Raw genomic sequence first — 23370 nt, 5'->3', positions numbered from 1 at the left:
GACGGGGGGCGCCGCGATGGCCGTGTCCTGCCCGCGCCTGATCCTGGGCTCTGCCAGCCCCCGCCGCCTGCAATTGCTGGGGCAGATCGGGATTGTTCCGGACGAAATCCGCAGTGCCGACATCGACGAAACCCCGCTCAAAGGCGAGGCGGCGCGCGATTATGTCCGCCGGATCGCGCGCGCCAAGGCCGATGCGGTCGAAGTCCCGTCCGGCGATGTTCTGATATGCGCCGACACCACCGTCGCCGTGGGGCGGCGCATTCTCGGCAAGCCCATGTCGCGCGCCGAGGCGGGGGATTTCATGCGCCTGATGTCTGGCCGCCGCCATCGCGTCCTTACGGCGGTGGTGATCCGCCATGCCGGAACGATGCGCGACCGCCTGGTTGAAACCATTGTCCGGATGCGGCCCATAGGGGCGGTTGAACTGGAACGTTATCTCGATCACGGCGACTGGCAGGGCAAGGCCGGGGCCTATGCGATCCAGGGGGCAGCCGCCGCGTTCATCCCCTGGATACAGGGATCGTTTTCGTCGGTCGTCGGTCTGCCGCTGTCGGAAACCGCCGCCATGCTGGCAGCATCGGGTATCACCGCGGGAAAGGATGCGCGATGAAGGGACGTCAGATCGTTCTGGGCCGGCTGTTTGGCGCCGAGGCCGCCGCCTTGTTGGACGAAGGGCGCCTGATCGACCTGTTCGTCGATGCGGGCGACATCGCGTCCCTGACGCCCGGCGACATCTGCCGTGGCACGGTCGAACGACTGATGAAAGGTCAGGGCGGGGTGTTCGTCCGCCTGCCCGAAGGGCAGCGCGGCTATCTGCGTGACCGGTCCGGTCTGGCCGAGGGGCAGTCGCTTCTGGTCCAAGTCGCCGGCGTGGCCGAGGACGGCAAGGCCATTCCCCTGACCGCACGCATCCTGTTTCGCGGCCGTCATGTATTGGTCACGCCGGGCGCACCCGGAATCAACGTCTCGCGCCGCATCCGCGACGAGGGGGTTCGGGCAGACCTGACGACCTTGGGCGAATCTGCCGGGCCGCCGGCCGGGACCGGCATCATCTTCAGAAGCCTGGCGGAAACCGCACCGCTCGATGAGATCGAGGCCGAGATGCAGGGCCTTCTGGAGCTATGCGTCCGGGTCATGGCCGAGGGGGCCGGCCCGCCAGAACTGCTGCTGGGCGCGCCGACACCCCACGAACTGGCCTGGATGGAATGGGCCGACCCCGAACCGGACAGCGTCGAACAGGGCGACGACAGCCTTGAACGTTGCGGCGTGCTCGAGGCGGTGGACATGCTGCTGTCGCCCGACGTCGCGCTGCCCGGTGGTGGCCATGCCGCCATCCAGCCGACCCGGGCCTTGGTCGCCATCGACGTGAACACCGGCAGCGATACCAGCCCGGCCGCCGCCCTCAAGGCCAACATCGCCCTGGCGCGCGACCTGCCGCGGCAACTGCGCCTCCGGGGCTTGGGCGGGCAGGTGGTGATCGACTTTGCCCCCATTCCCAAGCGCGACCGGGCGACGCTGGATCAGGTTCTGCGCGCGGCCTTCAAGAGCGAGAGCGCCGAAACCTCGCTGATCGGCTGGACCACGATGGGCCTTTACGAGATCAACCGCAAGCGCGACCGCATTCCGCTCCATCGCTTGTCAAACGGGGATCGGTGATGGCCTGTCCGATCTGCCGGAAGACCAGCGAGCCCGCCTATCGCCCGTTCTGTTCGAAGCGCTGCGCCGATATCGACCTGGGCCGCTGGCTGCGCGGCAGCTATGTCATTCCAGGCGGCCCGCTGGATGACCTTGCCCCGGACGAGGGTGAAAAAAACCGCGACGGGGGTCTGGACAGGGGCGCCCAGCGCCCGTAAACACCCGTCACGCCACGCGTCCGAAACGTCGCGCCGGTTGCCCGGATAGCTCAGTTGGTAGAGCAGCGGATTGAAAATCCGCGTGTCGGTGGTTCGAATCCGCCTCCGGGCACCATTTCACTGTTTTTATTGGTGCGCGTTATCTTTCCATGATGTTGGAAATTTCAAAGGGGCCAGGCGATCCCGGCCCCTGCCTTGCCGGCAGTTGCGGGTCAGCCGGCCACGAGGCGGCGGCGTTTGCGCATAAAGGCCAGGGCGCCGATACCCAGAGGCAGCAGAGCGATGGCCGAGGGCAGCGGCACCGGCGCCAGGTCTTTTATGTCGAGGATGGTGAACTGGGAGTATTCGTCGCGGTATTCATAACCATAACGACCATCCTCTGAAATACGAAAAGGATAAGGGCCGTCATGGCTGGCATAGGCTGACCAGAAGTTTATATCTAGAACAGATCCTTTCGTGAGTGTGACCGAGGCCGAAAATATATCGTCCCACCCAAAGCGTATGTGGTTGCCGTTGATGTTTGTGATATTAACACTGGTACAATCCCACGGTCCCAATTGGCAGACCGGGGCGCGCCCGCCGTTGTCATAAAAAAAATCGTAGATCGGAACATGAGGATGAACAATCTTTAACTGGAATTGAAAAATCGTACCTATCTGCGGTTTGCCGAACAGATAGCTATCAAAGCCGTACGTTGTATCACCAGCGGGGATACTGCCCTCGTAAACGGTCTCAAGGTCAGGCAACGATAAAACATACGCCCTGGTAAACCCTGTCCCCTCATACCGGACCTGCATGTCGTATTCCGCAACCGTATAGGTCGCCGCGCCTGCTTGTCCGGCCATGACGGACGTGACGGCAACCGCCGCCAATAAATTGATATACAAGCCACTCTCCTGAGACAATCACCGAATCAATGGCATCCCGCCACTGATGTGAAACCTTAACCGGCAAAGTTTTGCTGTCTCGGAGAATAAGCAGCAGGCTTATCAACTATTGGATGAAATGCAGGAAAAGCAAGGCCATGATGATGCGAGAGACAGGCCGTTTTTATAAAAACCCACCCGAAGAAGATTTTTGCAAGCAGGGCGCTTCTTAAAAGACAGGTCTGGTCATGCGATGCACAAGGCTGATTGCCCGACGCAGGCGTGTTCGGCAATGGATAAGTCTATCCAAATAGAAACATCCGCGGGAATTCCTATCCTGCCAGCAGCGTGGCATTCCCGCCGGCGGCGGTGGTATCGACACACAGGTGGCGTTCATGGGCAACATGGGCAAGGTCGGGCATTCCGGTCACAAGCTGGACGATCTCGCCCTTGCGCGCGGCAAGGGCCTGGGCATAGAGCCTGCCTTTCGCATCGTCCCCCCACCACAGAACGGCGCCCATGGCGGGCAGGCGGGTCAGCGCGTCAGGGGGCAGGGGGCCGTCCGCCCCGACCGCGTCACCCCCCAAAACCACGACGGCGGCCACCTGGGCCGCGACGGTCTTTGCGCCGGGCCCGAGGCACAGGACCGGGGGGCGGGTATGGGCGGTCAGACGGTTCAGTTCGCCCGTGGGTCCGGGCATCAGGCACTCGTCGATCTTGCGTGACCGATGGGCGATCAGCCGGGCCTGAATGCCTGACTCATCGGCCGGACCCTGCCAGTCGCCACCAGCCTCGCCCGGCACGGCAGAGGCAAAGAAGCGCGGCAGGTAGCGCGGCCCGCCCGCCTTGGGGCCGGTTCCCGACAGCCCTTCGCCGCCAAAGGGCTGGCTGCCCACGACGGCACCGATCTGGTTGCGGTTCACGTAGATGTTGCCGACATGGATCGCGTCCGACACCGCTTGGACACGGCTGTCGATGCGGGTATGCAGCCCGAAGGTCAGGCCAAACCCACGGGCGTTGATGTCGGCCACGACGCGGTCCAGTTCGTCGCCGCGAAAGGTGGCGACGTGCAGGACAGGGCCGAAGATCTCGCGTTCAAGATCGGCGATGCCCCCCACCCGCAGCATGGTCGGCGGGATGAATGTGCCTTGGGCAGGCACCTCCAGACTGTGAATGACCCGGCTGGCGTTGGCGGCGATATAGCCGGCGATGGCGTCCCGCGCCGATGCGTCGATGACCGGGCCGACATCCGTGGCCAGATCCCACGGATCGCCCAAGACCAGCTCGTCCATGGCGCCCTGGATCATGGGAATCACGTGCCCGGCGATGTCTTCCTGGACATACAGGCAGCGCAGGGCCGAACACCGCTGCCCGGCCGACCTGAAGGCGCCGTTCACGATGTCGCGCACCGCCTGTTCGGGCAGGGCGGTCGAATCCACGATCATCGCGTTCAGTCCGCCGGTTTCCGCGATCAGCGGCGTGCCGGGGGCCAGGGTTGCCGCTATGGTCCGGGCAATGGTCTTTGCCGTCGCGGTCGAGCCCGTAAAGACCACCCCCTTGACGCGGGAATCGGCTGTCAGCGCTGCGCCGATCACGCTGCCGCGACCGGGAAGCAGTTGCAGCGCGGACAGCGGCACGCCCGCCCGATGCAGCAGCTTGACACCCAGGTCGGCGATGACTGGCGTCGCCTCGGCGGGCTTGGCAATGACGGCATTGCCTGCCATCAGCGCCGCCGCGATCTGGCCGGTGAAGATCGCCAGGGGAAAGTTCCACGGGCTGATCGCGCCGACGATGCCGCGCGCCGCGCCGGGGTTGGTCTCGCCCTCGGCCGCGTAATAGCGCAGGAAGTCCGCCGCCTCGCGCAGTTCGGCGACGGCATCGGGCAGAGTCTTGCCGGCCTCGCGCGCGAGGATGCCGAAGATCGGGCCGAAGTTTTCCTCGTACAGATCGGCGGCACGGCGCAGGACGGCGGCGCGTTCGGCGGCAGGCAAATCCCAGGGACGCGCGTCGTCGATGGCCCGCGCGACCGTGGGGGCATCGGCCATCATCACCCCGGCCAGTCTGTCCCCGGTGGCGGGGTTCAGCACATCCTGCACCGTTCCGGCAGGCTGCGAGACGGTCAGCGGCGCCACATCGGGCATCGCCACGTCGCGCAGCGCATTGATCCGGGCCAGCGTCTGTTCGTCCGACAGGTCGAACCCGGCCGAATTGCGGCGCGACGCGCCGTAAAGATCGGCAGGCGCCCGCAGCGATGCCGGGGCCTTGGCCGTGGCCAGCGCGCCAAACGGATCGCGGGCGACTTCCTCGGGGGTGACGGCCTCATCGACGATCTGGTTCACGAAGCTGCTGTTGGCGCCGTTCTCCAGCAGCCGCCGCACCAGATAGGCCAACAGGTCGCGATGCGCCCCCACCGGCGCATAGATGCGGCAGCGTGCCCCCCCCGGCCGTCCCGCATTTTCGCGCAAAACGATATCATGCAGCCGTTCGCCCATGCCGTGCAGCCGCTGGAATTCGAAGGCGGTATCGCCTGCCATCTCAAGGATCGCGGCGACCGTGTGGGCATTATGGGTGGCGAACTGCGGATAGATCCGGTCGGCATGGCCGATCAGCTTTTTCGCATTGGCGATATAGCTGACATCGGTGCCGGCCTTGCTGGTGAACAGCGGAAAGCCCGGATGGCCCTCGACCTGGGCCCGCTTCACCTCGCTGTCCCAATAGGCGCCCTTGACCAGCCGCACCATGATTCGCCGATCCAGCCGGACAGCCAGATCGTGCAGCCAGTCGATCGTCCGGCCCGCGCGCTTGCCATAGGCCTGCACCACCACGCCGAACCCGTCCCACCCGGCCAGCGAGGGGTCCGACAGCACCGCCTCGATCACCTTCATCGAGATGACCAGCCGGTCCTGCTCCTCGGCGTCGATGTTCATGCCCATGTTCGCGGCGCGGGCCTGCTGCGCCAGCCGCAGGACGACCGGCACCAGCTCGTGCATCACGCGGGTTTCCTGCGCGACCTCGTATCGCGGATGCAGCGCCGACAGCTTGATCGAGATGCCGGGGTTGCGTTCGACCGATCCCTTGTCGCAGGCCCCGGCGATGGCCGCGATGGCATCGGCATAGGCCTGGGCATAGCGGGCGGCATCCGCGCCGGTCATCGCGGCCTCGCCCAGCATGTCGTAGCTATAGGTGAAACCCTGCGCCTCGCGCTTGCGGGCGCGGTCAAGCGCGTCGCCAATGGTCTGGCCCAGCACGAACTGGCGGCCCATTTCCTTCATGGCGCGGCCCACGGCGGTGCGGATCACGGGTTCGCCCACGCGGCGGATGGCGCGCCGCAGGGTGCCGGCGATCCCGTCACCCTCGTCGTCCAGCACCTTGCCCGTCAGCATCAGCGCCCAGGTCGAGGCATTGACCAGCGAAGACGATGCCTCGCCCAGGTGCCGGCCCCAGTCCGAGGGGGCGATCTTGTCCTCGATCAGCGCGTCGATGGTGGTGCGGTCGGGAACGCGCAGCATCGCCTCGGCCAGGCACATCAGGGCCACGCCCTCGCGGGTGGACAGGCCGTATTCGGACAGAAAGTGTTCCATCAGGCTGGGCCGCGCCTCGGCCCGGATGCGGCGCACCAGATCGGCGGCACGGGCCGCGATGGTCGCACGGGCCTGGGCTGACAGGGCGGCCTGATCGGCCAGGCGTTCCAGAAGGGGTGCCTCATCCGCAAACTTGGCCTCTGTGGAAAAAACCCTGGCGCTGACGGAGGACGACATGACCTGACTCCTTGACTGACCCGGACTGTATATCCCAACCTGCGCGGGCCAGGGGCCTGAATATGGGATATAACGCGGTCGATCCGGCCAAAGAATGAAGGATTTTTGGGATGACCGTCAAACTGGATGCGCTGGATCACAAGATTCTGGTCGAACTGCTCTGCAATGCCCGAATCCCGGTGGCCGAACTGGCCCGCAAGGTCGGCCTGTCCAAGACGCCCGTGTCCCTGCGCATCAGGCATCTGGAGGAGATCGGCCTGATCACCGGCTATCGGGCCATCCTGTCGCCCGTGAAGCTGGGACTGACCCATGTGACCTATCTTGAAGTCAGCATGAGCGACACGCGCGAGGCTGCATTGCAGCAGTTCAATGCGGCCGTCCGCGCCATCCCCGAGGTCGAGGAATGCTACATGATCGCCGGGGGGTGCGACTATATGCTCAAGGTCCGGTCGCGTGACATGGCGGATTTCCGGCGGATCATGGCCGAAAAGATCTCGACCCTGCCCTTTGTGAACAACACATCCAGCCACGTCTCGATGGAGGCGGTGGTCGAGCAGAACCTGACGCTCGGCTAAGGCGAAACGGAAAAGGCCGGTCCTGCGACCGGCCTCCGTTTCAGTCTTCGTCGCTTTCCGCGACATCGGCAATGTCGTCCAGCGACACGTCGCCGTCGTCATCGTCCTCTTCCAGAAGATCGTCGTCCAGCTCGCCGGCGTCGTCGCCCAGATCCTCCTCTTCGTCCACCAGATCCTCGTCGTCGCGCACGGCGGTCTTTTCGGTGACCAGCGTCTTGCCGCGGCTGTCGGTCAGGCTTTCCAGCGAAAACGTGTTCCCGCAGGCGGGGCAGGTCATCGGATTGGCGCGCAGGTCATAAAACCGCGTCGCACAGTGCGGGCACAGGCGTTTCGTGCCCCATTCCTCTTTGGGCATGGCATTCTCCTTCCGCCGCGTTTAGGGAAATCGGTGGTCCCCCTGCCACAGGCACGGGGGGGTGTCAAAGGCTTTTCTGACAGGGACCGCAGGGCAGGGCAAGGACAGGCGGATGGCCGAAGCGTTCACCATCGCCAACGGGTTGCGGATTGCCTGCCGCCGGTCCCCCCGCGCGCGGCGCATGACGCTGCGGGTGCCGCGCGACGGCGGGCCGGTGGTGCTGACGCTGCCGGCCGGGGTGTCCCTGGCCCAAGGCGCGGCATTCGCGGAATCCAAGTCCCGCTGGCTGCTGGAGGCGACGGGGCGGCGCCCCCAGCCCAGCATCGTCCGGCATGGCGCTGTCATGCCGGTGATGGGCCAGGGGCTGACGCTGACCCCCGCCGCCGTTCGGGCGGCCCGGATCGAAGGGACTGCCCTGCTGCTGCCGGCCAGCCGTCCGGCCGGTCCGGTGACGCAGGCCTTTCTGAAACACCAGGCGGCTGAGCGTCTGCGTGCCGCGTGCGACCGTCATGCCGCCGCATTGGGGCAGGGCTATCGCGCGCTGGTACTGCGCGACACGCGATCCCGCTGGGGCAGTTGCACGACCGACGGACGGCTGATGTTTTCCTGGCGGCTGGCGATGGCGCCGCCCGCGGTTCTGGATTACGTCGCCGCGCACGAAGTGGCCCATCTGCGCCACATGGACCATTCCCCCCGCTTCTGGTCCACGGTCGAGGCGTTGTATCCGGGCCATATTGGCGAACGCGCCTGGCTGCGGCAGAATGGGGCGGGGCTGATGGCCTGGCGGTTCAGGGATCCCTGCGGGGATTGACAGGCCCTGCGGCTGTGATCACATGCGGGACATGAACGCGCCAGCCCGTCCCGCCGACCTCTCTGCGCATGAACAGGTGTATCGCAACGTGCGCACCCGCATCATGCTGGGCGAACTGCCGCCCGGAAAGGCGCTGACCCTGCGCGGCATCGCCCGCGATCATCACGTGTCGATGACCCCCGCGCGCGAGGCGGTGCGGCGCCTTGTGGCCGAAGGCGCGCTGACAATCTCGGCCTCGGGGCGTGTCTCGACCCCGGCGCTGTCGGACGACCGGATCGAGGAACTGGCCGCCCTGCGCGCGCTGATCGAGCCGGAACTGGCCGCCCGGGCCCTGCCGCGCGCGCATTTCGCCCTGATCGACCGGCTGGCGCAGATGAACGCCCGCATTGCCGATGCGGTCGAAAACCACGACGCGGTGGGATATATCCGCTGCAACCTGGATTTTCACCGGATGCTGTATCTGCGCGCCCAGGCCCCGGCCATGCTGGCGATGCTGGAAACGATCTGGCTGCAACTGGGACCCACCATGCGGGCGCTGTATGGCCGGGTGAAGCGCAACGAGCCGCCGCGCCACCACCGGATGATCCTGGCTGCGTTGCGGGCCGGGGACGAGCCCGCCCTGCGGCTGGCCGTGCGCGCCGATGTCACGCACGGGCTGCGGCACCTGACGCAGTCCTAGCCTTGGCCCATCTGCGGCAGTCCCAGGCCGCCAAAGCCCAGCCGGGGGATTTCCGAAGGAATGACGCGGGTGTATTTCGTTCCCTCGATCGAGGCCCCTGCCATCAACCCGGCCTGACCGAAGATCATCGCCACCACAGGCAATTGTGCCGTGATCGTGTCGGCGCCCAGCGCCATGCCGCCCTGGGGGATCGCATAAAAGGCATTGGCCCCGGCCAGCCATCCCGGTGATGCCCGGAACGAGCCCAGAGCCCCGTCGGTCTGAAAGATCAGCACATGCGCGTATTGCTGCGCCCCCGCCTGGAAACCCACCGTGGCGCGGGTGGCGGAATAGTAATCCACCGTGGCCCCGCCGATGCGCAGCGCGCCCTGCCCATAGGCCCCGCCGATGCCAAGCGCGGCCTCGGTCATCAGCGGCATATACAGGACGCCGCGTGCATTCTGCACCAGGGTCTGTGCCGAGGGATAGTTCTGGATCAGATACTGGTGCGTGGCATCGACGCGGGCATCCAGTTCGGCCGCCGCATTGGTCCCGACCGCATTGCTGCACCCCGCCAGCACCAACGCGCTGCCGCCGCAGGCCAGCGCCATGCGCCGGTTGATAAGTCTGGAACTGCCCATCCCTTGCCCTCGATCTGACCGCCGGGCGCGTTCCGGCCCGTTGGGGCGAAGGGTAATCCCTTTGTGGGGCACTGTCACGCGGTTCCCGGCCGGCGGCGGTTGTCTGCCACCGCGCCCTTGCAGGACATCAGGACCGGACCGCCTCGGCCACCTGAGGGGCGAAATAAGTGAGGATGCCGTCGCAACCCGCACGGCGGAAACACAAAAGGCTTTCCATCATCGCATCGCGCGACAGCCAGCCGTTGCGGATCGCACCTTCCAGCATCGCGTATTCGCCGCTGACCTGATAGGCGAATGTCGGCGCGCCGAACTGGTCCTTTACGGCGCGGCAGATGTCCAGATAGGGCAGGCCGGGTTTCACCATCACCATATCGGCGCCTTCGGCCAGGTCGCGGGCGACGCAGCGGATCGCCTCGCCCCGGTTGGCGGGGTTGATCTGATAGGTTTTCTTGTCGCCCACAAGCCGGCCCGAGGCGCCGACCGCATCCCGGAACGGGCCGTAAAAGGCACTGGCGAACTTGGCCGCATAGGACAGGATCGCCACATGCTTGTGGCCCGCCTGTTCCAGCGCGCCGCGCAGGGCGCCGATGCGACCGTCCATCATGTCGCTGGGGCCAAGAATGTCGGCGCCGCTTTCCGCCTGGACCAAGGCCATGCGGACCAAGGCCTCGACGGTTTCGTCGTTCAGGATTTCGCCGTCCACGACAATGCCGTCATGGCCGTTGGCGTTGTAAGGGTCCAAGGCAATGTCGGTCATCACCGCCAGGTCCGGAACGGTTTCCTTGACCGCGCGGATGGCGCGGTTGCCGATGTTGTCGGCATCCCACGCCCTTTCGCAGGTTTCTGTTCTAAGATTCTGATCGGAATGTGGAAAGATGCAGATGGCAGGAATGCCCAGGTTTGCCGCCCGTTCCGCCGCGCGCTTGGCCCCGTCCAGTGTCAGGCGCTCCACTCCCGGCATCGAGGGGATCGCGCCCTCGGCCCCGGGAACCTCGGTCACGAAGATCGGCCAGATCAGGTTGGCGGGCGTGATGTCGCACTCGGACACCATCGCGCGGATCGCGGGGGTACGGCGCAGCCGGCGAAGGCGCGAGGCGGGAAAGGGGGCGATGATCGGCGTCGGCATGGGCATGTTCCTGTTCCGGGACGGCTTTTCCTTGGCGTCCGACCGTTCTAAGGTCGCCCGCGACCAAGAACAAGGAAACCCACGTGCCGCAATTCGACAGCCTGATCGGCTTTCTGGACAGCCGGTCCTTTGGCACGATCTGGTATTGGCTTGTGGTGATCGGCACCTGGTCCCTGACCGGCCGTGCCGTGATCGGAATTCCGGTCGAGATCGTCAGCCGCGCCCGCGCCGCCATGGACTCTGGCCAGGGCGATTCGCCAGTCGTTCTGCATCTGCTGGACTGGCTGTCGCTGGTTCTGCCGCAATGGCAGGTCGGGCGGCGCGAGGGGGCGGCCATGCTGGCCCTTGGCGCCTTCGTACTGACCTCGCTTGCAATCATGGGGTTCGGCTATGGTCTGGAACTGGCGCTGGCCTCGTTCCTGCTGCTGCTGCCTTGGGCGATCCTGGTCTGGCTGCGCCTGGGGCTGGCGCGCCGTCTTGTCCCGCTGCTGGCACAGGCCGAACAAGGGGCCCGACCCGTGGCCGAGGTTGGCGCCGCCGTTCTGCGCCGGATGGTGATCCACAGACGGCTTGTCACGATCCTGTCCATGATCTCGGTCGCGACGACGGCGCTTTTGGGTGCCTTGTGGTCGGTGATCCATCCCTATGGTTTCTGAACTTGACTCCGCCGCGCGGCACTTTACCTGACGCCCATGGCCGAACACCTGATCCTTTCCGGCGCGCCCGAAGGCTATGACGCCGCCCTGATCGCGCGCGAGGCCGCGCGCCCCGAAAACAAGGGCGCCCCTGTCATCCACATCGGCCGCGACGACCGGCGGATGGCGGCGATGCGCGCAGCCCTTGCGTTCCTGGCGCCCGGACTGACGGTGCTGGATTTTCCCGCATGGGACACGACGCCCTATGACCGGGTCTCGCCCTCGCCAGACATCCAGGCGGCGCGGATGGCGACGCTTGCCGGGCTGGCGCAGGGGGCGGTCAAGGGGCCGTTCGTGCTGCTCACCACGCTGAATGCGGTGCTGCAGCGGGTGCCCGCGCGCGATGTCGTCCGGGGCGCCAGCTTTGTGGCCCGCGTGGGCGACCGCATCGACGAAGGGGCGTTGCGCGATTTCCTGGCGCGCATGGGCTTCACGCAATCGCCCACGGTGACCGAACCCGGCGACTATGCTGTTCGGGGCGGCATCATCGACATCTTTCCGCCGGGAGAGTCCGGCCCCGTGCGGCTGGATCTGTTCGGCGATGTACTGGACGGCGCGCGCCGCTTTGATGCCGAAACGCAGCGCACCACCGAAAAGCTGTCCCGCATCGAACTGGCGCCGATGTCTGAGGTGATCCTGGATCAGGATGCGATCACACGGTTTCGCCAGAACTATCGCACGGAATACGGCGGCGGCACCAACGATCCGTTGTACGAAAGCGTCAGCGCCGGCCGCAAGACCGCGGGAATGGAGCACTGGCTGCCCTGGTTTCACGACCGGATGGAAAGCCTGTTCCATTATCTGCCCGGCGCCTCGGTCATGCTGGACGATCATGTGGGGCAGGTCGTCGACGCCCGCCGGGCGATGATCGACGAACAGTTCGGGGCGCGCAAGGCCGCCATGGCCGCCAAGGGCCGCAGCGATACGGTGTACAAGCCCGTGCCGCCCGAAGCGATGTTTCCGACCGAAAACGAATGGAATGACTGGCTGTCGCATCACCGTGTACTGCGGCTGTCGGTTCTGCCGCAGCCACCAGGGCCGGGGGTGCTGGACGCAGGCGGGCGCGCGGGGCGCAACTTCTCCCCCGAGCGGCAGGCCGAAAGCATAAATCTGTTCAAGGCGTTGTCGGATCATGTGAAGGCGCTTTCCAAGGATCATCGCGTGGTGATCGCCAGTTTTTCGGACGGCGCGCGGGAACGCCTGACGGGGTTGCTGGCGGATGAGGGGATGGCCGGTGCCAAGGCCATCACCGATATCCGCGATCTGCCCGAAAAACCGGGAGCCGTAGGCCTTGCCGTCTGGCCGCTGGACGAAGGGTTTGTCGCCGACGGGCAGGCGCTTGGCAGGCTGGCGGTCATTTCCGAACAGGACGTGCTGGGCGACCGGCTGATCCGGGGCGCCAGAAAACGCCGCAAGGCCGACAATTTCCTGCGCGACACCACCAGCCTGACGCCGGGCGATCTGGTCGTCCATGTCGAACACGGCATCGGCCGTTACACCGGGCTGGAAACGATCAAGGCCATGGGCGTGCCCCATGACTGCGTGGCCTTGGAATACGCGGGCGGGGACCGGCTGTATCTGCCGGTCGAGAATATCGAACTGCTGTCCCGCTATGGTCACGAGGAAGGGCTGCTGGACCGGTTGGGCGGCGGGGCCTGGCAGGCGCGCAAGGCGCGGCTCAAGGAACGCATCAGGCTGATTGCCGACAAGCTGATGCGGGTCGCCGCCGAACGCCTGCTGCGTCCCGCCCCGGTCCTGGAGCCAGAGGATCACGACTGGCAGGCCTTTGCCGCGCGTTTTCCCTATTCCGAAACCGACGATCAACTGTCCGCCATCGACGATGTGGCCGAAGATCTGGCGGCTGGCCGTCCGATGGACCGGCTGATCGTGGGCGACGTCGGATTCGGCAAGACCGAGGTGGCGATGCGCGCGGCCTTCATCGCCGCGTCGCAGGGGATGCAGGTGGCCGTGGTGGCGCCGACCACGCTGCTGGCCCGGCAGCATTTCAAGACCTTTGCCGACCGTTTCCGGGGTACGGCCATCGTCGTTCGTCCCCTGTCGCGCTTCGTGTCCGCCAAAGATGCCGCGACTACCCGCACGGGCCTGTCGGACGGCAGCGTCGATATTGTCGTGGGCACCCATGCCGTGCTGGCAAAGCAGGTGCGCTTCAAGAACCTGGGACTGCTGATCATCGACGAGGAACAGCATTTCGGCGTCGCCCATAAGGAACGGCTCAAGGAACTGCGCAGCGACATCCATGTGCTGACGCTGACCGCGACGCCCATTCCGCGCACGCTGCAACTGTCCCTGACCGGGGTGCGCGACCTGTCGGTGATCGGCACGCCGCCGGTAGACCGCCTGTCGATCCGAACCTATGTCAGCGAATTCGACAGCGTCACCATCCGCGAGGCCCTGCTGCGCGAGAAGTATCGCGGCGGGCAAAGTTTCTTCGTGGTCCCGCGCCTGACCGACCTGCCCGATGTCGAACACTGGCTGACGGAAAACATGCCCGAGATCAACTATCTGGTCGCCCATGGCCAGCTTGCGGCTGGCGATCTGGATGGACGCATGAACGCCTTTTACGACGGCAGCCATGACGTGCTGGTGGCGACGTCGATCGTCGAATCCGGCCTGGATATTCCCACGGCGAACACCATGATCGTCTGGCGGGCCGACATGTTCGGCCTGGCGCAGTTGTATCAGATCCGGGGCAGGGTGGGCCGGTCCAAGACCCGTGCCTATTGCTATCTGACCACGAAACCGCGCCAGCCTCTGACACCGCAGGCGATGCGGCGGCTGAAGTTCTTGGGATCCATCGACGGGCTGGGCGCGGGATTCAACCTGGCGTCGCAGGATCTGGACCTGCGCGGGGCCGGCAACCTGCTGGGAGAGGAGCAGTCCGGCCACATCAAGGAGGTCGGGTTTGAACTGTACCAGCAGATGCTGGAGGAGACGATCGCCAAGCTGAAATCCGGAGAGATCGAGGGCACGCCCGAGGACGAATGGGCGCCTCAGTTGAACCTGGGCGTGCCGGTGACGATCCCGGAAAGCTATATCCCCGACCTGGACGTGCGTCTGGGCCTGTATCGCCGTCTGTCGGGGCTGACCACCAAGGTCGAGCTTGAGGGCTTTGCCGCGGAACTGATCGACCGCTTCGGCCCCTTGCCGCGCGAGGTCAATACGCTTCTTCTGGTGATCCGCATCAAGGCCATGGCCAAACGGGCCAACATCGCGCGGCTGGATGCCGGACCCAAGGGCGCGACCGTGCAGTTCCACATGGACAAGTTCCCCAACCCTGCGGGCCTGGTCGAATTCCTGACCGATCATCAGGGCCAGGCCAGGATCACGGAAAACAGGATTTTCGTGGCCTGCGACTGGAAATCGGATGCCGACCGCATCAAGGGCGCCTTTGCCGTGGTCCGCGATCTGGCGGCCAAGGCCAGGGCCGCCACGTGAGCCTGATCCGTTTCGACCGGGGTCCGCTGGAAACGGGTACGTCGTTTTCAGACCCTTCATACCTTGTCCGGGCCGATACGCCTGCCGAGGTTCCGCTGGCCCTGGCGGCCGTCGCAGAGGCCCAGGCCAAGGGCGCATGGGTGGCAGGCTGCCTGTCCTATGAACTGGGCTATGCGCTGGACCCGCGGCTGTCCGGCCTGCTGCCCGATAATCGCGACATGCCGCTGATCCTGCTGGGCATCTTCGACGGTCCGCGTCCGGCGCCGCCGCTGCCTGATCCCGACGGGGCCTGGATCGGCCCGGCGCAGCCGCTGTGGTCGCGCGATCGCTATGACCGGGCCATCATGGCGATCCGGGACTATATCGCGGCGGGCGATACCTATCAGATCAACCTGACCTTTCCGACCGAGGCCCCGTGCGGCGGCGATCCGCTGAGCCTTTATGCTGCCCTGGCGGCGCGGCAGCCGGTGGGCGAGGGGGCCTTTGTCGATCTGGACAATCGTCCGATCCTGTCGCGCAGCCCGGAGCTGTTCTTTTCGGTCGATCAGGGCGGCCAGATCACGACCCGCCCGATGAAAGGCACGGCCGCGCGCGGTGCAACATCCGGCAGGGACAGGGCGGCGTCGTCCGAACTGGCGTCCTCGGCCAAGAACCGGGCCGAGAACCTGATGATCGTGGACTTACTGCGCAATGACATCAGCCGGATCTGTCGGCCGGGCACGGTGCGCGTGCCGCACCTGTTTCAGGTCGAAAGCTATGCGACGGTGCATCAGATGACCTCGACCGTCACCGGCCAGTTGGCGGATGGCATGGGGTTTGCCGACATCCTGCGCGCCCTGTTTCCCTGCGGCTCGATCACCGGCGCGCCCAAGATCCGCGCGATGGAGATCATCGCCGAACTGGAACAGACCCCGCGCGGGGTCTATTGTGGGGCGATCGGCTGGATCGATCCGACCGGGCCGATGCGGTTTTCGGTGGCGATCCGCACGCCCGTCATGATCGGGCCGGGGCGGTTGCGGCTGAACGTCGGCGGCGGCATCACCCATGACAGCCGCGCGGGGTCCGAATGGGAGGAGGCGATATGCAAGGCCGCATTCCTGGACCTGTCCCCGAAGGATTGACCGTTTTCGAGACGATGCGTGTCGAGCCGGACGGGCGCGTCGTCCTGTGGCCGCTGCATCGCGACCGCTTGCAGCGGGGATGCGCGGCGGTGGGCTTTCCGCTGGAAGGAAGGCAGGTTCAGGCTGCTCTGGACAGTCTGCCGCGCGGGCAGGTGTCGCGGGCGCGGCTGTCGGTCGATGCCACGGGAACGGTCCTGCTGAGGTGTCAGCCGCTGCCGCCAAATCCTGGATTCTGGCAGGTGGCGATGGCTTCGCTGCGGATCGACAGCGCCGATCCATGGCTGCGGATCAAGACATCTCATCGGCGGGTCTATGATCGCGCCCGCGCGGCGTTGCCTGCCGGGATCGACGAAGCGATCCTTCTGAACGAACGTGGCGAGGTTTGCGAAGGCACGATCACAAGCCTGTTCCTGCAACGAGGAGACCGGCTGCTGACGCCGCCGCTGACCTGCGGGCTGTTGCCGGGCGTGTTGCGCCAGTCATTGATTCAATCGGGCCAGGCCGAGGAAGCCCTGCTTTCGCCCGTGGATCTGAAAAAGGGCAAATTGTTCATGGGGAACGCCCTGCGTCGGCTGATCCGGGCGAGGCTGGTTTGAACGCAAAGCGTTCCTTGCCCATCAAAGGATCCGAAACACTGTGCCTTTGGCGCCCTTAAAGCAGGCAAAAGCCCCGCCGCGGCGAACCGGGGCAGGGCTTTCAGATCGGTTTTGACGATCAATCCGCCGTCAGCAGCGGCGTCTTGGATTTGCCGATCCGGGGCGCGTCGGGGCCGGTGATGTCGAAGACGGGCTTGTCGTCCTCGATCTTGACGCGGACCACCCCGCCCTTGGTCAGCCGGCCGAACAGCAGTTCCTCGGCCAGCGGCTTCTTGATGTTTTCCTGAATGACCCGGCCCAGAGGGCGGGCACCCATTTTGTCGTCATAGCCCTTTTCGGCCAGCCAGTCGGCAGCTTCGGGGGTCAGCTCGATATGGACGTTGCGGTCCATCAACTGCGCTTCCAGTTGCAGCACGAACTTTTCGACCACATGGACCACCACATCGCGCGACAGCGCCGCAAAGCTGATGATCGCGTCCAGACGGTTGCGGAATTCGGGCGTGAAGGTCCGCTCGATGGCGGCGGTATCCTCACCCTCGCGCTTGTCGCGACCGAACCCGATCGCGGCCTTCTGCATGTCCGACGCCCCGGCATTCGAGGTCATGATCAGGATCACGTTGCGGAAATCCACCTGACGGCCGTTGTGATCGGTCAGCTTGCCATGGTCCATCACCTGCAACAGGATGTTGTAGACATCCGGGTGCGCCTTCTCGATCTCGTCCAGCAGCAGCACGCAATGGGGATGCTGGTCCACGCCGTCGGTTAGCATGCCCCCCTGGTCAAAGCCGACATAGCCCGGAGGCGCGCCGATCAGACGGGAAACCGCATGTTTCTCCATGTATTCCGACATGTCGAAGCGGATCAACTCGACCCCGAGACTGGATGCAAGCTGCTTGGCCACCTCGGTCTTGCCGACGCCTGTGGGGCCGGCGAACAGATAGTTGCCGATGGGTTTCTCGGGCTCGCGCAGGCCCGCCCTTGCCAGCTTGATGGCGGACGACAGCGCCGTGATGGCCGCATCCTGGCCAAAGACCACGCGCTTCAGGGTCATTTCCAGATCGCGCAGAACCTCGGCGTCGTCCTTGCTAACGTTTTTCGGCGGGATGCGGGCGATCTTGGCCACCACGGCCTCGATCTCCTTGGGGGAAATCGTCTTGCGGCGCTTGCTCTCGCTGACCAGATGCTGGGCCGCGCCAGCCTCGTCGATCACGTCGATGGCGCTGTCGGGCAGCTTGCGGTCGTTGATATAGCGGCTGGCCAGTTCCACCGCCGACCTGATCGCGTCATTGGTATAGCGCAGGTCGTGGTGCTTTTCGAAGCTGGGCTTGAGGCCCATCAGGATCTTGATGGTGTCGGCCACCGTGGGTTCGTTCACGTCGATCTTCTGGAACCGGCGGCTGAGCGCCCGGTCCTTTTCGAAGTGCTGGCGGTATTCCTTGTAGGTGGTCGAACCCATGCAGCGCAGCTTGCCGCCTGCCAGCGCGGGCTTGAGCAGGTTCGAGGCATCCATCGCCCCGCCCGAGGTCGCGCCGGCGCCGATCACGGTGTGGATTTCGTCGATGAACAGGATCGCGTCAGGGTGGTTCTCCAGTTCCTTGACCACGGCCTTCAACCGTTCCTCGAAGTCGCCGCGATAGCGGGTGCCCGCCAGCAGCGCGCCCATGTCCAGTGAAAAGATCGTGGCTCCGGCCAGAACATCGGGGGTTTCCCCCCGCGTGATCTTGAGCGCGAGGCCCTCGGCGATGGCCGTCTTGCCCACGCCGGGATCGCCCACCAGCAGCGGGTTGTTCTTGCGGCGGCGGCACAGCACCTGGATGGCGCGCTCGACCTCGGCCTCGCGGCCGATCAGCGGGTCCACATCGCCCTTTTTCGACTTGGCGTTCAGATCGACGCAGTATTTTCCCAATGCGGTCTCGTCCTTGGCCTCGGGCGCGGCGGCTTCGGCCTGCTTTTGTTCGGGCTCGTCCGAACCGACAACCTTGCGGTTTTCGTTGAAGGACGGGTTCTTGGCCACGCCATGCGCGATGAAGTTGACCGCGTCATAGCGGGTCATGTCCATTTCCTGCAGAAAGAAGGCCGCGTTCGATTCGCGTTCGGCAAAGATCGCGACCAGCACGTTGGCGCCCGTAACCTCTTGCCGGCCAGAGCTTTGGACATGGATCGCAGCCCGCTGGATCACGCGCTGGAATGCTGCAGTAGGCACGGCTTCCGAGCCTTCCACGTCGGTGATCAGGGTGGACAGATCATCCTCGATGAAATCGAGAAGCAGCTTGCGCAGCTCGTCCAGATCGACATTGCAGGCCCGCATGACCTTGACCGCGTCCGTCTCCTCGGTCAAAGCCAGCAGCAGATGTTCGAGCGTGGCAAGCTCGTGTCGGTGTTCGTTCGCCAGTGCAAGGGCCTGGTGAATGGCTTGTTCCAGGGTTGTCGAGAAGCTTGGCACGGTCGTCTCCTGTCCAGTCGACTGGCGGTATGGGCATATCTTGTGCCCACCTGCCCAGACTGTCACGATACAGTTAAGATTTGGTGGAATTGAGCCGGCATCAAGTGGTTTTTCATCGGGATGCCGGGATTTTCCCACAGTTGAGGCAGATGTGATGCGCGCCCGTGCGTTTTTCAAGCGCCAGGCCCGCCCATGCCTGCTTGTGATCGGCTTTCAGAACGCATCCTTCATGGACCGAAGGCGGGCAAAGACCTCTGCATCGGTGGCGTCTGCCATATTCAACAGGGGCCGCAGGGCCGCAACGCGCAAAAAGGGGTTGGTGTCCCGTTCCAGGGACAGAGGGGCCGGGGCGCAGGGGCTGGCACCTTGCCGGACGTTTTCCAGGCGCCGGCGCAGCGCCGGGTTTTCGGGTTCGACCGACAGTGCAAAGGCGCCGTTGCCCGCGCAATAGTCATGGCCCGAACAGATCAGCGTATCGGGCGGCAGGGCGTTCAGGCGCGACAGGCTGTTCCACATCATGTCTGCCGTGCCCTCGAACAGCCGTCCGCAGCCAAGCGCCATCAGGCTGTCGGCGGTAAAGGCATGGCCTGACCGGGGAAAGTGAAAGGCCACATGACCGATGGTATGACCGGGGACGTCGATGACCTCGACCGGCTCGCCCAGGATCTCCAGCGGCTCGCCGGGCGTGACGCGCAGATCCAGGGGGGGCAGGCGATGGGCGTCGGCTGCGGCGCCGATCACCATGGCGCCCGTTTCGCGCACGATTCCGGCCACGCCGTCGGTATGATCGCCATGATGATGCGTGAGCAGGATCGCCCGCAACGGCCAGCCGCGCGCCGACAATTCCTGCAGAACGGGATCGACTTCGGGCGCGTCGATCAGGACCGCGCCCTCGTCGCCATGCAGAAAATAGGCGTAGTTGTCCTGAAGGCAGCGCAGAGTGACCAGTTCCAGCGGCATTGGCAAAATCCCCATCCTGTGATGAGGTCAGCCTGTCAAATGCCGGGCCGGGGCGCAATGCACCACGACATCGCAGAGCTTCGCAGCTTTTATTACCAGCGTGCCTTGGGGCGCGTGGTGCAGCGCATCCTGCGGGACCGCCTTGTGTCGCGGTGGGCGCCAGACCAGTGCAGCGGAATGACCGTGGCGGGATTCGGCTTTGCCGCGCCGATGCTGCGGCCCTATCTGCCTGCCGCCCGGCGGGTGACGGCGCTGATGCCCGGCCCCCAGGGGGTCATGGCCTGGCCGGCCGGTCTGCCCAACCACAGCGTTCTGTGCGATGAAACCGCATGGCCGCTGGAGACCGGCAGCGTTGACCGTCTTGTGATGCTGCACGCCCTGGAAACCAGCGATCACCCCAAGGCCCTGCTGGCCGAGGCGTGGCGAGTCCTGGGGCCGGGGGGGCGGATGATCGTCATGGTGCCGAACCGCGCGGGGCTGTGGGCCGCGTCAGAACGCACGCCCTTTGGCCTGGGACGCAGTTATACCACCGGGCAGATCGAGGCTCAGGCGCGCAAGGCGGGGTTCGTGCCCGAATGGCACGGATCGGCTGTCTATATTCCCCCTTCGGACCGGCGCTTCTGGCTGGGCAGCGCCCAGATGTGGGAACGCACGGGGATGCGCATCAGCCGTGTCCTGATTGCCGGGGTGGTCCTGATCGAGCTGTCCAAGCAGGTGCGCGCGCCCATCGGGCCTGACCTGCGGGTGCATGTGCCCAGTCCGTTGCAGATATTGGACGGCATCGTCGGTCCGCGCCCTGCGCGGTCGCCGACGGGCGGCAATCTTGGGAAAACCCGAAGGAACGGCCCCCGCCATTGACCGCATCCAGAGGGACAAACCTGTCCATAAGGCCAACTGCCGCAGTGCAGCGAAATATCCTATGCGGGAGGAGGTAAAAGGTAGCCTTTTATTAAAATGTGCCTCCGTTCGTGACAGGCCCGCCTGGCGAACGGCAAAATGCCCGCCTGTATTGTTGCCAGTGACGCCCGGCGCGCACATCCATCGGCCCCGTCGGATGGCCGCGCCGGGCTGTTCGGCGGCCGGACGGCACGCCCGCGATTCTCATCGTCATGCCGGGCCTATCGGGCATATCTTCCGGCCGCTTCGCCCCGTGACCGCAAACAATGGCAATCCCCGCGCACAAAGCATGTTTTTTCCGCATTCCAGCCGGTTGCCCGGACCGTTTCGACCTGCTAGAGACGCCGCAGATTTCCGCGCGGCCCCCCACAAGCCGTGCGAATGCGACCCGCACCCCGCGACTGACCGGACCAAGGCCCGGCCCGCCAGCGGGGTTTGCGCAAACCGTAAAGGATGACCGTGGCCAACTCTGTTTCCATGTCCCAGAGCATCGCCGGACGCTATGCGCAGGCCGTCTTCGATATCGTCAGGGATGAAGGGGGGCTGGACGACCTGGCCCGGCAGACCGACGATCTTGGCACGGCCCTGGCCGACAGCGCCGATCTGCGTAGCCTGATCGGCTCGCCCCTCTATACCCGCGACGATCAGGCCCGTGCCATCGCGGCGCTTGCACAGAAGATGGGCTTTTCGACGGTGCTGGCCAACACGCTGCAACTGATGGCGCGGAACCGCCGCCTGTTCGTGCTGCCGCAACTGGTGCGCCAGTTGCAGGCGCTGATCGCCCAGGAACGGGGCGAGGTCACGGCCGACGTGACAAGCGCGGTCGCGCTGACCGACGACCAGCAGGCCCGCCTGACGCGGACGCTGGCCGAGAAGTCGGGCAAGAAAGTCAAACTGAACACGCGCGTCGATGAAACCCTTATCGGCGGCATGATTGTGAAACTAGGCTCGCAGATGATCGATTCGTCGGTCCGCTCGAAGCTCGCCTCCCTCCAGAATGCTATGAAAGAGGTCGGATAATGGGAATCCAGGCTGCCGAGATTTCGGCCATCCTCAAGGATCAGATCAGGAATTTCGGCCAGGAGGCCGAGGTGGCCGAGGTCGGTCAGGTGCTGTCGGTGGGCGATGGCATCGCCCGCGTCTATGGCCTGGACAAGGTGCAGGCCGGCGAGATGGTCGAATTTCCGGGCGGCGTCCGGGGCATGGTGCTGAACCTTGAAACCGACAACGTCGGGATCGTGATCTTCGGCGACGACCGCGACATCAAGGAAGGCGACACCGTCAAGCGCACGCGTTCAATCGTGGACGTGCCGGTGGGCAAGGCCCTGCTGGGCCGCGTCGTGGACGGCCTGGGCAATCCCATCGACGGCAAGGGTCCGATCGAGGCGACCGAGCGTCGCATCGCCGACGTCAAGGCGCCGGGCATCATGCCGCGCAAATCGGTGCACGAGCCGATGGCGACCGGGCTCAAGGCCGTGGACGCCATGATCCCGGTGGGCCGCGGTCAGCGCGAACTGATCATCGGCGACCGGCAGACCGGCAAGACCGCGATCGCGCTGGACACCATCCTGAACCAGTTGAACTACAATGGCCGCGAAGCCGACGGCATGAAGACGCTCCACTGCGTCTATGTCGCCGTGGGTCAGAAGCGTTCCACCGTCGCCCAGTTGGTCAAGAAACTGGAAGAAACCGGCGCCATGGCCTATACGACCGTCGTGGCCGCGACCGCCTCGGACCCGGCGCCGATGCAGTTCCTGGCGCCCTATTCTGGCACCGCGATCGGCGAATATTTCCGCGACAACGGCATGGACGCGCTGATTATCTATGACGACCTGTCCAAGCAGGCCGTGGCCTATCGCCAGATGTCGCTGCTGCTGCGCCGTCCGCCCGGCCGCGAGGCCTATCCGGGCGACGTGTTCTACCTGCACTCGCGTCTGCTGGAACGCTCGGCCAAGCTGAACGAGGCCAATGGCGCCGGTTCGCTGACCGCGCTGCCGATCATTGAAACCCAGGCAGGCGACGTGTCGGCCTATATCCCGACCAACGTGATCTCGATCACCGACGGCCAGATCTTCCTGGAAACCGAACTGTTCTTCCAGGGCATCCGCCCGGCCGTGAACACCGGTCTGTCGGTCAGCCGCGTGGGGTCGGCCGCCCAGACCAAGGCGATGAAATCGGTCGCCGGTCCGGTCAAGCTGGAATTGGCGCAGTACCGCGAGATGGCGGCTTTCGCGCAGTTCGGGTCCGACCTGGACGCCGCGACGCAGCGCCTGCTGAACCGCGGGTCGCGCCTGACCGAGCTGATGAAGCAGCCGCAGTATCGTCCGCTGACCAACGCCGAGATCGTGATCGTGATCTATGCCGGGACCAAGGGCTATATCGACAATGTGCCGGTGCGCGATGTCGTGGCCTGGGAAGACGGGCTGATCCAGTTCCTGCGCAATCAGAAATCCGACCTGCTGGACGACATGACCCGCAACGACCGCAAGGTTTCGGGCGATCTGGAAGACGCGATCAAGGCCGCTCTGGACGCATACAACAAGACCCGCGCCTGAGAGG

Annotated in this window: 20 protein-coding genes and 1 tRNA gene; 14 read left to right on the top strand and 7 right to left on the bottom strand. The window is 65.3% G+C overall.

Features of this window, described 5'->3' with window-relative positions; genetic code table 11:
* Positions 1-16: 16 nt before the first annotated feature.
* From EYE42_RS02460 to EYE42_RS02445, 4 genes are all read left to right on the top strand, one after another.
* The gene (locus tag EYE42_RS02460; protein WP_130989702.1) at positions 17-610 is read left to right on the top strand and encodes a Maf family protein; all 594 of its coding nucleotides are present in this window, start codon (positions 17-19) and stop codon (positions 608-610) included.
* Positions 607-1656 (top strand): ribonuclease E/G, encoded by a 1050-nt coding sequence (locus tag EYE42_RS02455; protein ID WP_130989701.1) that lies wholly within the window; start codon positions 607-609, stop codon positions 1654-1656. Before EYE42_RS02460 ends, EYE42_RS02455 begins: the two co-directional genes overlap by 4 nt.
* Positions 1656-1853 carry a DNA gyrase inhibitor YacG gene (locus EYE42_RS02450; protein ID WP_130989700.1) on the top strand — a complete coding sequence of 66 codons (198 nt, stop codon included), beginning with the start codon at positions 1656-1658 and terminating at the stop codon, positions 1851-1853. Before EYE42_RS02455 ends, EYE42_RS02450 begins: the two co-directional genes overlap by 1 nt.
* 39 nt (positions 1854-1892) lie before the next feature.
* Positions 1893-1968 (top strand) — tRNA-Phe (locus EYE42_RS02445).
* 97 nt (positions 1969-2065) lie between these two features.
* Here the strand turns inward: EYE42_RS02445 and EYE42_RS02440 are convergent.
* Together EYE42_RS02440 and putA are read right to left on the bottom strand one after the other, a co-directional pair.
* A complete protein-coding gene (locus EYE42_RS02440; RefSeq protein WP_130989699.1) occupies positions 2066-2740 on the bottom strand; it encodes a VPLPA-CTERM sorting domain-containing protein in 675 nt (224 codons plus the stop codon).
* Positions 2741-3051: 311 nt separating this feature from the next.
* Positions 3052-6477, bottom strand: coding sequence for a bifunctional proline dehydrogenase/L-glutamate gamma-semialdehyde dehydrogenase PutA (putA, locus tag EYE42_RS02435; RefSeq protein WP_130989698.1), 3426 nt, complete (start codon positions 6475-6477; stop codon positions 3052-3054).
* 110 nt (positions 6478-6587) lie between these two features.
* On the opposite strand from putA, the gene EYE42_RS02430 reads away from it, so the two are divergent.
* A complete protein-coding gene (locus EYE42_RS02430) occupies positions 6588-7052 on the top strand; it encodes an Lrp/AsnC family transcriptional regulator (protein ID WP_130989697.1) in 465 nt (154 codons plus the stop codon).
* Positions 7053-7092: 40 nt separating this feature from the next.
* Here EYE42_RS02430 and EYE42_RS02425 read toward each other — a convergent pair whose 3' ends face one another.
* The gene (locus EYE42_RS02425) at positions 7093-7407 is read right to left on the bottom strand and encodes a TIGR02300 family protein (protein ID WP_130989696.1); all 315 of its coding nucleotides are present in this window, start codon (positions 7405-7407) and stop codon (positions 7093-7095) included.
* Positions 7408-7519: 112 nt separating this feature from the next.
* Here EYE42_RS02425 and EYE42_RS02420 point away from each other — a divergent pair, with 112 nt between their 5' ends.
* Positions 7520-8218: a M48 family metallopeptidase gene (locus tag EYE42_RS02420; protein WP_130989695.1), complete on the top strand. Its 699-nt coding sequence runs from the start codon at positions 7520-7522 to the stop codon at positions 8216-8218.
* Positions 8219-8249: 31 nt separating this feature from the next.
* Positions 8250-8897 carry a GntR family transcriptional regulator gene (locus EYE42_RS02415; RefSeq protein WP_130989694.1) on the top strand — a complete coding sequence of 216 codons (648 nt, stop codon included), beginning with the start codon at positions 8250-8252 and terminating at the stop codon, positions 8895-8897.
* On the opposite strand, the gene EYE42_RS02410 is transcribed toward EYE42_RS02415, so the two are convergent.
* On the bottom strand, positions 8894-9517 hold the full coding sequence (locus tag EYE42_RS02410; RefSeq protein WP_130989693.1) for a lipid-binding SYLF domain-containing protein: 624 nt from the start codon (positions 9515-9517) through the stop codon (positions 8894-8896). The genes EYE42_RS02415 and EYE42_RS02410 overlap by 4 nt on opposite strands.
* Positions 9518-9644: 127 nt before the next feature.
* The gene (gene hemB, locus EYE42_RS02405; RefSeq protein ID WP_130989692.1) at positions 9645-10643 is read right to left on the bottom strand and encodes a porphobilinogen synthase; all 999 of its coding nucleotides are present in this window, start codon (positions 10641-10643) and stop codon (positions 9645-9647) included.
* 83 nt (positions 10644-10726) lie between these two features.
* Between hemB and EYE42_RS02400 the strand changes: the two genes are divergently transcribed.
* The 4 genes from EYE42_RS02400 to EYE42_RS02385 are packed head-to-tail and all read left to right on the top strand — an operon-like array spanning position 10727 to position 16511.
* Positions 10727-11299 carry a hypothetical protein gene (locus EYE42_RS02400; RefSeq protein ID WP_130989691.1) on the top strand — a complete coding sequence of 191 codons (573 nt, stop codon included), beginning with the start codon at positions 10727-10729 and terminating at the stop codon, positions 11297-11299.
* Positions 11300-11335: 36 nt separating this feature from the next.
* Positions 11336-14794: a transcription-repair coupling factor gene (gene mfd / locus EYE42_RS02395; protein ID WP_130989690.1), complete on the top strand. Its 3459-nt coding sequence runs from the start codon at positions 11336-11338 to the stop codon at positions 14792-14794.
* Positions 14791-15915: an aminodeoxychorismate synthase component I gene (locus EYE42_RS02390; RefSeq protein WP_130989689.1), complete on the top strand. Its 1125-nt coding sequence runs from the start codon at positions 14791-14793 to the stop codon at positions 15913-15915. The genes mfd and EYE42_RS02390 overlap by 4 nt, the downstream gene beginning before the upstream one ends.
* Positions 15912-16511: an aminotransferase class IV gene (locus EYE42_RS02385; RefSeq protein WP_165455690.1), complete on the top strand. Its 600-nt coding sequence runs from the start codon at positions 15912-15914 to the stop codon at positions 16509-16511. Before EYE42_RS02390 ends, EYE42_RS02385 begins: the two co-directional genes overlap by 4 nt.
* A gap of 118 nt (positions 16512-16629) precedes the next feature.
* Here the strand turns inward: EYE42_RS02385 and clpA are convergent, their stop codons facing one another.
* A complete protein-coding gene (gene clpA / locus EYE42_RS02380; RefSeq protein ID WP_130989687.1) occupies positions 16630-18954 on the bottom strand; it encodes an ATP-dependent Clp protease ATP-binding subunit ClpA in 2325 nt (774 codons plus the stop codon).
* 213 nt (positions 18955-19167) lie between these two features.
* Entirely contained in the window at positions 19168-19914 is a 747-nt protein-coding gene (gloB, locus tag EYE42_RS02375; RefSeq protein WP_130989686.1) for a hydroxyacylglutathione hydrolase, read from the bottom strand.
* 57 nt (positions 19915-19971) lie between these two features.
* Between gloB and EYE42_RS02370 the strand changes: the two genes are divergently transcribed.
* The 3 genes from EYE42_RS02370 (at position 19972) to atpA (ending at position 23366) form a co-directional block, all read left to right on the top strand.
* On the top strand, positions 19972-20772 hold the full coding sequence (locus EYE42_RS02370; protein ID WP_130989685.1) for a class I SAM-dependent methyltransferase: 801 nt from the start codon (positions 19972-19974) through the stop codon (positions 20770-20772).
* A 498-nt stretch (positions 20773-21270) separates the two neighbouring features.
* Positions 21271-21831 (top strand): F0F1 ATP synthase subunit delta, encoded by a 561-nt coding sequence (locus tag EYE42_RS02365; RefSeq protein ID WP_170309483.1) that lies wholly within the window; start codon positions 21271-21273, stop codon positions 21829-21831.
* Positions 21831-23366, top strand: a complete 1536-nt coding sequence (gene atpA / locus EYE42_RS02360) for a F0F1 ATP synthase subunit alpha (protein ID WP_130989683.1) — start codon at positions 21831-21833, stop codon at positions 23364-23366. Before EYE42_RS02365 ends, atpA begins: the two co-directional genes overlap by 1 nt.
* The last annotated feature ends 4 nt before the right edge of the window (positions 23367-23370 follow it).

Origin of the sequence: Paracoccus subflavus (genome assembly GCF_004310345.1) — a bacterium.
In the GTDB taxonomy this organism is placed as follows: Bacteria; Pseudomonadota; Alphaproteobacteria; order Rhodobacterales; family Rhodobacteraceae; genus Paracoccus; species Paracoccus subflavus.
Note: the sequence above shows the minus strand (reverse complement) of the source record. Positions and strands in the feature narration are given on the sequence as shown.

Excerpts from the sequence above, each read along its gene's own strand:
- EYE42_RS02430 (WP_130989697.1), top strand. The coding sequence starts at position 6,588 with ATGACCGTCAAACTGGATGCGCTGGATCACAAGATTCTGGTCGAACTG.
- hemB (WP_130989692.1), bottom strand. The coding sequence starts at position 10,643 with ATGCCGACGCCGATCATCGCCCCCTTTCCCGCCTCGCGCCTTCGCCGG.
- EYE42_RS02370 (WP_130989685.1), top strand. The coding sequence starts at position 19,972 with ATGCACCACGACATCGCAGAGCTTCGCAGCTTTTATTACCAGCGTGCC.
- EYE42_RS02460 (WP_130989702.1), top strand. The coding sequence starts at position 17 with ATGGCCGTGTCCTGCCCGCGCCTGATCCTGGGCTCTGCCAGCCCCCGC.
- EYE42_RS02450 (WP_130989700.1), top strand. The coding sequence starts at position 1,656 with ATGGCCTGTCCGATCTGCCGGAAGACCAGCGAGCCCGCCTATCGCCCG.
- EYE42_RS02410 (WP_130989693.1), bottom strand. The coding sequence starts at position 9,517 with ATGGGCAGTTCCAGACTTATCAACCGGCGCATGGCGCTGGCCTGCGGC.
- EYE42_RS02425 (WP_130989696.1), bottom strand. The coding sequence starts at position 7,407 with ATGCCCAAAGAGGAATGGGGCACGAAACGCCTGTGCCCGCACTGTGCG.
- gloB (WP_130989686.1), bottom strand. The coding sequence starts at position 19,914 with ATGCCGCTGGAACTGGTCACTCTGCGCTGCCTTCAGGACAACTACGCC.
- EYE42_RS02415 (WP_130989694.1), top strand. The coding sequence starts at position 8,250 with ATGAACGCGCCAGCCCGTCCCGCCGACCTCTCTGCGCATGAACAGGTG.
- mfd (WP_130989690.1), top strand. The coding sequence starts at position 11,336 with ATGGCCGAACACCTGATCCTTTCCGGCGCGCCCGAAGGCTATGACGCC.
- putA (WP_130989698.1), bottom strand. The coding sequence starts at position 6,477 with ATGTCGTCCTCCGTCAGCGCCAGGGTTTTTTCCACAGAGGCCAAGTTT.
- EYE42_RS02455 (WP_130989701.1), top strand. The coding sequence starts at position 607 with ATGAAGGGACGTCAGATCGTTCTGGGCCGGCTGTTTGGCGCCGAGGCC.
- EYE42_RS02420 (WP_130989695.1), top strand. The coding sequence starts at position 7,520 with ATGGCCGAAGCGTTCACCATCGCCAACGGGTTGCGGATTGCCTGCCGC.
- atpA (WP_130989683.1), top strand. The coding sequence starts at position 21,831 with ATGGGAATCCAGGCTGCCGAGATTTCGGCCATCCTCAAGGATCAGATC.